Below are 6,844 nucleotides of genomic sequence, written 5' to 3'. Positions count from 1 at the left end.
TCAGGCCGTCAGGCCGTCAGGCCGTCAGGCCGTCAGGCCGTCAGGCCGTCAGGCCGGGGAGAAGAGGTGGTCGCTGATCAGGCGGGCCGCGCCGGTGACCCCGGCGGCCGGGCCGAGTTCGCCCAGCACGATGGGGAGGTTGCCGGTGGCCAGGGGCAGGGACTGGCGGTAGACCTGGGTCCGTATGGCGGCGAGCAGCGTATGGCCGAGCCCGGTGACACCGCCGCCGATGACCACCAGACCGGGGTTGAAGAAGCTGACGAGCCCGGCGATGACCTGGCCCGTACGGGTGCCGCCCTCCCTGATGAGGTCGAGGGCGGTCGCGTCGCCCGCCGACGCCGCGGCGGCGACATCCGTGGCGGCGAGGCTGCCCATCTCCTCGAGCCGGGCGGCGAGTTCGGCGGACCGGCCGTCGCGGGCCGCCGCCTCGGCGTCACGGGCCAGCGCCGCGCCGCCGAAGTACGCCTCCAGGCAGCCGTGGTTGCCGCAGGCGCAGGGGCGGCCGTCGGGTTCGGCCTGGATATGGCCGATGTCGCCCGCGCTGCCCGTCGTACCGCGGTAGACCTCACCGCCGACGACGATTCCGCAGCCGATACCGGTGCCGATCTTGACGCAGAGGAAGTCCTTGACGGAGCGGGCGACTCCGGCGTGCTGCTCCCCCATCGCCATCAGGTTCACATCGTTGTCGACCATCACCGGGCAGCCCAGTTCCTGGCTGAGCGCCTCCCGTACGGGGAAGCCGTCCCACCCCGGCATGATCGGCGGTGCCACCGGCACGCCCTCGGGGAACCGCACGGGGCCGGGCACTCCTATGCCCGCCCCGTCGAACCCCTCGGCCACCCCGGAGGCCCGGAGCTTCGCGGCCATGTCCAGCACCTGCTCGAAGACCGCGACGGGTCCCTCGCGCACATCCATGGGCTGGTTGAGATGGCCGAGAATCTCCAGTTCGGCATTGGTCACGGCGACGTCCACGGAGGTGGCGCCGATGTCCACGCCGAGCAGTCGCAGCCCGGGCGCGAGCCGGATGTTGTGCGAGCGCCGGCCGCCGCGCGAGGCCGCGAGCCCGTCCGCGGCCACCAGCCCGGTCTCCAGCAGCCGGTCGATCTCCACGGCGAGCTTCGAACGCGAGAGATCGATCTGATCACCTAGCTGAGCACGGGAGTTGGGGCCGCCGTCGCGCAGCAGACGGAGCAGTCGTGCCTGATGCGCGTTGGCCGGTCGTGCCGTCATGCGCCTCACGCTGCCCCTCCCGCCGTCATCGGCATTCACGTCACCGGGCTTTCACGGGGAACGTAGCAGCGGTTGTCGGGGGTGGGAAGAACTTGCGCCGCAATTGGCTACGACTTTCTCCTGTCGCAGGACAAAGCGGAGTTGATTTCGGGACAGCACGGAGAGGCGGCGGCTCGGGGGCACGGGACCGGCGAAAGGGTTCGGCCACTGCGACCACTACGATCGGCGGTCATGGAGATAGCGGCGGCGTACATCTTGCTCATGGTCCTCGTCATGCAGTATCCGCTGCTGGAGTCGAAGATCAAGAAGATCCAGCGCAGGGCGGACCGTATCGAGCACAAGCTGGACCTGATCCTCGACCACCTGGGCATCGAGGTGGTCGGGCCCGACCTGCGGCGGGTGGCGGCCCTGTTGCGGGAGGGCAAGAAGCTCGAGGCCATCAAGGTCTACCGACAGCTCACCGACGCCGACTTGAAGGAGGCCAAGGAAGCGGTCGAGCGCATCGACGCCACTCGGCGATGACGGCACCCGGGATGACGCGACCCGGCGACGGCCGGACCCGCGGAGGGGTCAGGACCGCTCGCGGTCGTGGTACGTGCGGCGGGTGTGTTCGGTGTGGGCGCGCATGACGGCCGTGGCGCCGTGTTCATCTCCGGCGGTGATGGCCGCGATCAGCTCGCGGTGCTCGATCCAGGACTGCTTGCCGCGCTGCCGGGCGACCGGGGTGTAGTACCAGCGGACCCTGCGGCCCACCTGGGCGGCCAGCTCGGACAGAACCGCGTTTCCGGCCAACTCCATGATCTTGGCGTGGAATTCGGCGTTCGCCGCGACCGCGCCGTCCACATCGTCGTCCAGCACCGCGCGCTCGCCCTTCGCGCACAGCTCCTCCAGCGCGGCGATCCCGGCCGCGTCGGTCCCCGCGGCGGCCAGCCGGGCGGCCTCGGCCTCCAGAAGCGTGCGCACCGTAAGGAGCTGATCGGCCTCCTCCTCGGTGGGCTCGTGGACGAACGCGCCCTGTGCGGGCCGCAGATCGACCCAGCCCTCGGTGTTCAGCCGCTGGAGTGCCTCGCGCACCGGCTGGCGGGAGACCCCGAGCTGCCCGGCCAGCTCGCTCTCCACGAGGTGCTGACCGGGACGGAGGGCGCGGGTGGTGATGAGTTCGAGCAGCGCCTCGTAGACGCGCTCGCGGAGTGGACCGGGCCGCTCCAGCTTCGGTACCGCGCCGTGCGGCAGTCCTCTGGACAGCATCGCGCCCCCTCTGACTCGCCGTTCACCGGATACCCGGATTGGTTATTGTCTACAGTTTACCCATCCCGTCCACACGGCCGACATATCCAAGGCGCTTTTACGTCTGGTCATTGACTTGCTGAATCCTTAAAGTCCGGGCACATGCTCACCAATGATCGACTCGGCCCGCTACACCGCTCGCGCACCGTGGCCCCACCGGGCTGGAGCCGCTGGCTGGTGCCGCCGGCCGCCCTGTCCGTCCATCTCTCCATCGGCCAGGCGTACGCCTGGAGCGTGTTCAAGCCGCCCCTGGAGTCCTCCATGGACCTCTCGGGCACGGCCAGCGCACTCCCCTTCCAGCTCGGCATCGTGATGCTCGGCCTGTCCGCCGCCTTCGGCGGGACGCTCGTCGAGCGCAACGGCCCGCGCTGGGCGATGTTCGTCTCCCTCGTCTGCTTCTCCTCCGGCTTCCTCGTCGCCTCGCTCGGCGCCGCCACCAGCCAGTACTGGCTGGTCGTCCTCGGCTACGGCTTCATCGGCGGGATCGGTCTCGGCATCGGCTACATCTCCCCCGTCTCCACGCTCATGAAGTGGTTCCCCGACCGGCCCGGCATGGCCACCGGCATCGCCATCATGGGCTTCGGCGGCGGCGCGCTGATCGCCTCGCCCTGGTCGAGCTGGCTGATGGAGCGCTTCGGCACCGACAACGGCGGCATCGCCACCACCTTCCTGGTGCACGGCCTGACCTACGCGGTCTTCATGACCCTCGGCGTGCTGCTGGTACGGGTGCCGGCCGACGGCTGGCGGCCGGCCGGCTGGGAGCCGCCACAGGAGCAGGGGCACATGATCAGCACGGCCGACGTCTCCGCGCGCAACGCCCTGCGCACCCCGCAGTTCTGGTGTCTGTGGGTGGTGCTGTGCATGAACGTGACGGCGGGCATCGGCATCCTGGAGAAGGCCGCGCCCATGATCGGCGACTACTTCAAGGACACCGACACCCCCGTGACCGCGACCGCGGCGGCCGGTTTCGTCGCCCTGCTGTCGGCGGCCAACATGGCCGGGCGGCTGGTCTGGTCGTCCACGTCCGATCTCATCGGGCGCAAGAACATGTACCGGATCTATCTGGGCGTGGGCGCGCTGATGTATCTGGCCATCGCGCAGCTCGGGGACTCCTCCAAGCCCCTGTTCGTGGTGTGCGCGCTGGTGATCCTCTCCTTCTACGGGGGCGGCTTCGCGACCGTTCCGGCGTATCTGAAGGACCTGTTCGGCACCTATCAGGTGGGCGCGATCCACGGCCGGCTGCTCACCGCGTGGTCGGTGGCCGGGGTCCTCGGCCCGTACATCGTCAACAAGGTGGCCGACCACCAGGAGGAGGCGGGGAAGACCGGCCCCGGGCTGTACTCGCTCTCCCTCACCATCATGATCGCGCTGCTGATCGTCGGCTTCGTCGCCAACGAGCTGGTACGGCCGGTCCATCCGCGCTTCCATGAACCGGCGACCGCGACGGCCGACGCCGCCGAGTCGGCGCCCGCCGAGAAGGGAGCGGACCGATGACCGAACCCGCCGGCAACCGCACCGCGCTGACCGTGGCCGTCTGGGCCTGGGTGGCGCTGCCCTTCGCGTACGGGGTCTACGAGCTGATCCGCAAGGCCACCCAGCTCTTCACGGGCTGAGCCCGCCTTACCGGCTGCACCGGCCGAGCTCGCTTTCCCCCCGTGAGCTCTCTTCACCGGCCGACATCCCATCACCGCCCGGGGCCCACGATCGCCCGGGGCCCCATCACCGGTGGACGGGAGGGGGGTTGAGGTGTCGTTCGACTCCTTGACCCCCTCCCGAGGCATACTGTATTCAATATCCTGTCGACGATACCCGGACGTTCGGTTCCCTCACGTCGCAGCGCGGCGTGACCGCCGTAAGGAGCCCGTCGTGGCCCGTAACCGCCAGCGCGACCGACAGCAGAAGCAGTACCCGCGGCTGACCCACCCCCTGGTGCGGGACTCGGTCAGCGGTGAACTCCGCCGCACCTCCTGGGAGGAGGCGCTCAGCCGGGCCACCGCCGGGTTCCGGGCCGTGACGGCGGCCCATGGGCCCGACGCGTTCGGCATGTTCTCCTGCGCCCGCGCCACCAACGAGATGAACTACGTGGCCCAGAAGTTCGCCCGGGTGGTGATGGGCACCAACAACGTCGACTCCTGCAACCGCACCTGCCACGCGCCCAGCGTCGCGGGGCTGTCCGCCGTCTTCGGCTCCGGCGGCGGCACGTCGTCGTACGCGGAGGTCGAGGACACCGACCTCATCGTGATGTGGGGCTCCAACGCCCGCTTCGCGCACCCGATCTTCTTCCAGCACGTCCTCAAGGGCATCCACAACGGCGCCCGGATGTACGCCGTCGATCCGCGCCGCACCTCGACCGCCGAATGGGCCGAGAGCTGGCTGGGGCTCAACGTGGGCACCGACATCCCGCTCGCCCACGCCGTGGGCCGCGAGATCATCCACGCCGGGCTCGCCAACCGCTCCTTCATCGAGCGCGCCACCAGCGGCTTCGAGGAGTACGCGGCCCATGTGGAGCCCTGGACCCTGAGCGTCGCCGAGAAGGTCACGGGCGTCCCGGCGGACGCCATCCGCGATCTCGCGCACGCCTACGCCACCGCCGAGCGCGCCCAACTGTGCTGGACGCTCGGCATCACCGAGCACCACAACGGCACCGACAACGTCCGGGCGCTGATCAATCTGTCCCTGCTGACCGGCCATGTCGGCCGGTACGGCTGCGGGTTGCAGCCGCTGCGCGGCCAGAACAACGTCCAGGGCGGCGGCGACATGGGCGCCATCCCCAACCGGCTGCCCGGCTTCCAGGACATCCTGGACCCGCCCACCCGGTCCAAGTTCGAGCGCGCCTGGGACGTGGTCATCCAGCCGCGCTACGGGCTGAACCTCACCGAGATGTTCGAGGCCATGGAGGCGGGCGAACTGCGCGCCGTCTACTGCATCGGCGAGAACCCGGCCCAGTCCGAGGCCGACACCGAACAGGCCGTCCGGCGGCTGGAGTCGCTGGAACACCTGGTGGTCCAGGACATCTTCCTCACCAGGACCGCCGAGCTGGCCGATGTGGTGCTCCCGGCGACCGCCGGCTGGTGCGAGACGGAGGGCACCACCACCAACAGCGAGCGCCGCGTCCAGCGGGTGCGCAAGGCCGTGGAGCCGCCGGGCGAGGCGCGCGAGGACATCGACATCATCTGCGAGCTGGCGCGGCGGCTGGGCCACGACTGGAAGTTCGAGGGCGCGGAGGAGGTGTGGAACGAGCTGCGCGCCGTCTCCCCCGACCACTTCGGCATGACCTACGAGCGGCTGGAGGAGCACCAGGGCATCCAGTGGCCGTGCCCCAGCACCGACCGCCTCGAACCCACCTATCTGCACGGCAGGCTGTGGGAGAGCGATCCGGCGCGGCGCGGCGCCCTCGCCCCCTTCGGCCCGGTGAAACACGATCCGCCGGTCGATCTGACCGATGACGCCTATCCGATCCGGCTCACCACCGGGCGGCGCCTGGACTCGTACAACACCGGGGTGCAGAGCGGGGGGTTCGCCTCTCCGCTGCGGCGCGGCGAGTACATCGAGCTGTGCCCGGAGGACGCGGCCCGCTACCGGGTGGAAGCCGAGGAGCGGGTGCGGGTCACCTCGCGGCGCGGCTCGGTGGTGGCGCCGGTGTGGATCGATCCCGGGCTGCGGCCGGGGCTCGCCTTCATGACCATGCACTTCCCCGACGAGGTGGACACCAACTCCCTGACGATCGAGGCGAACTGCCCCATCGCGGGGACGGCGGAGTTCAAGGCGTCGGCCATAAGGATCGAGAAGATTCCCGTGACCGCCGTAAGGAGCTGACCGTGGATCTGCGCTTCGGTGCCGGCAAGCCCACGGACGAGGAGCGGGCGGCGGTCGACGCCCTGCTCGGCCCGCCCGAATCCGCCTGGGAGGGCGCGGACGACCGCAACGACACCGATCTGCGCTGGGCGCGCGGCGGCCGCGAGGCACGGGAGCGGCGCGAGCTGCTGCTGCCGGGGCTGCACGCCCTCAACGACCGGGTGGGCTGGATCAGCGAGGGCGGCCTGGACTATCTGTGCCGCCGGCTGACGGTCCCTCCGGCGGAGGGCTACGGGGTCGCGACCTTCTACGCGATGTTCGCGGTGAAACCCCGTCCGGCGACCGTCGTCCACGTCTGCACGGACCTGGCCTGCGCGGCCCGGGGCTCCGCCCGGGTGTGCGCGGAGCTCGAACGGGACCTGGGTCCGGCGGGCTCGGCCGGGTCCGGAGCCGTGTGGCAGCCCAGCCCGTGTCTGGGCCTGTGCGAGCGTGCCCCGGCGGCCCTGGCGATCCGCGCGGGCGAAGCGCCGCG

General features: G+C 70.6%; 7 protein-coding genes. 5 read left to right on the top strand and 2 right to left on the bottom strand.

The features are described from left to right. Window positions 1-48 precede the first annotated feature (48 nt). On the bottom strand, window positions 49-1,230 hold the full coding sequence (locus KN815_RS34125; RefSeq protein WP_216345720.1) for an ROK family transcriptional regulator: 1,182 nt from the start codon (window positions 1,228-1,230) through the stop codon (window positions 49-51). Between the two features lie 231 nt (window positions 1,231-1,461). On the opposite strand from KN815_RS34125, the gene KN815_RS34120 reads away from it, so the two are divergent. Next, a complete protein-coding gene (locus KN815_RS34120; protein ID WP_216345719.1) occupies window positions 1,462-1,752 on the top strand; it encodes a ribosomal L7/L12 family protein in 291 nt (96 codons plus the stop codon). 48 nt (window positions 1,753-1,800) lie between these two features. Here KN815_RS34120 and KN815_RS34115 read toward each other — a convergent pair whose 3' ends face one another. Next, entirely contained in the window at window positions 1,801-2,478 is a 678-nt protein-coding gene (locus tag KN815_RS34115) for a GntR family transcriptional regulator (protein WP_216345718.1), read from the bottom strand. A gap of 141 nt (window positions 2,479-2,619) precedes the next feature. Between KN815_RS34115 and KN815_RS34110 the strand changes: the two genes are divergently transcribed. The 4 genes from KN815_RS34110 to KN815_RS34100 all read left to right on the top strand — a co-directional run. Beyond that, on the top strand, window positions 2,620-4,011 hold the full coding sequence (locus KN815_RS34110) for an L-lactate MFS transporter (protein ID WP_216345717.1): 1,392 nt from the start codon (window positions 2,620-2,622) through the stop codon (window positions 4,009-4,011). Then, on the top strand, window positions 4,008-4,130 hold the full coding sequence (locus KN815_RS51705) for an MFS transporter small subunit (RefSeq protein ID WP_301184678.1): 123 nt from the start codon (window positions 4,008-4,010) through the stop codon (window positions 4,128-4,130). The genes KN815_RS34110 and KN815_RS51705 overlap by 4 nt, the downstream gene beginning before the upstream one ends. Before the next feature lie 253 nt (window positions 4,131-4,383). After that, the gene (locus KN815_RS34105) at window positions 4,384-6,333 is read left to right on the top strand and encodes a molybdopterin oxidoreductase family protein (RefSeq protein WP_216345716.1); all 1,950 of its coding nucleotides are present in this window, start codon (window positions 4,384-4,386) and stop codon (window positions 6,331-6,333) included. Window positions 6,334-6,335: 2 nt separating this feature from the next. Continuing rightward, on the top strand, window positions 6,336-6,844 hold a 509-nt coding region (locus KN815_RS34100), incomplete at its 3' end, for an NADH-quinone oxidoreductase subunit NuoE family protein (RefSeq protein ID WP_216345715.1).

This window comes from Streptomyces niphimycinicus (genome assembly GCF_018883605.1).
Taxonomy (GTDB): Bacteria; Actinomycetota; Actinomycetes; order Streptomycetales; family Streptomycetaceae; genus Streptomyces; species Streptomyces niphimycinicus.
The sequence above is the reverse complement of the archived record's forward strand: the minus strand, read 5'-3'. Positions and strand labels throughout refer to the sequence as shown.

Excerpts from the sequence above, each read along its gene's own strand:
- KN815_RS51705 (WP_301184678.1), top strand. The coding sequence starts at position 4,008 with ATGACCGAACCCGCCGGCAACCGCACCGCGCTGACCGTGGCCGTCTGG.
- KN815_RS34125 (WP_216345720.1), bottom strand. The coding sequence starts at position 1,230 with ATGACGGCACGACCGGCCAACGCGCATCAGGCACGACTGCTCCGTCTG.
- KN815_RS34115 (WP_216345718.1), bottom strand. The coding sequence starts at position 2,478 with ATGCTGTCCAGAGGACTGCCGCACGGCGCGGTACCGAAGCTGGAGCGG.
- KN815_RS34110 (WP_216345717.1), top strand. The coding sequence starts at position 2,620 with ATGCTCACCAATGATCGACTCGGCCCGCTACACCGCTCGCGCACCGTG.
- KN815_RS34120 (WP_216345719.1), top strand. The coding sequence starts at position 1,462 with ATGGAGATAGCGGCGGCGTACATCTTGCTCATGGTCCTCGTCATGCAG.